Source organism: Achromobacter sp. Marseille-Q0513 (assembly GCF_018195695.1).
GTDB lineage: Bacteria > Pseudomonadota > Gammaproteobacteria > Burkholderiales > Burkholderiaceae_B > Achromobacter.
This window is the reverse complement of sequence record NZ_JAGTJY010000553.1, coordinates 1-429: the sequence shown is the minus strand read 5'-3', so window position 1 is coordinate 429 and position 429 is coordinate 1. Positions and strand designations below refer to the sequence as shown.

General features: G+C 68.1%; 1 pseudogene. It reads left to right on the top strand.

From position 1 onward, the window contains the following. Positions 1–429: pseudogene (locus tag KDH83_RS31730) on the top strand (hypothetical protein); the annotation flags it as partial.

The following is a 429-nucleotide window of genomic DNA, read 5'->3' as shown; positions in this document are numbered from 1 at the left end:
GTGGGCAGCAATGTGATCGCGCGCCAGGGCGACGTGACGCTGATCGGCCAGCAGGTCAACATCGTGGCCGCGCTCGACACCGCGCGCAGCAAGGAATTCCACGAGATCAAGCAAAGCGGCCTGTCCGTCACGGCCAGCAACCCCGTGGTCAGCGCGGTCCAGACCGGCGAGCGCATGGCCAGCGCGGCGAGCAAGGTCGATAACCCGGTGATGCAGGGCCTGGCGGCCGGCACGGCTGGCTTGGCGGCCTACAACGCCTACGATGCCGTGCAGAAGATGGGCAGTCTCGACAAGGCCACGTCCCTCGACAAGGTCGGCGGGGTCAGCGTCCAGATCAGCCTGGGCAGCAGCAAGAGCACCAGCACCACCGAACGCAACGCATCCAGCGCGGCGGGCTCCACCGTCGCGGCGGGCAAGGACCTGACCATC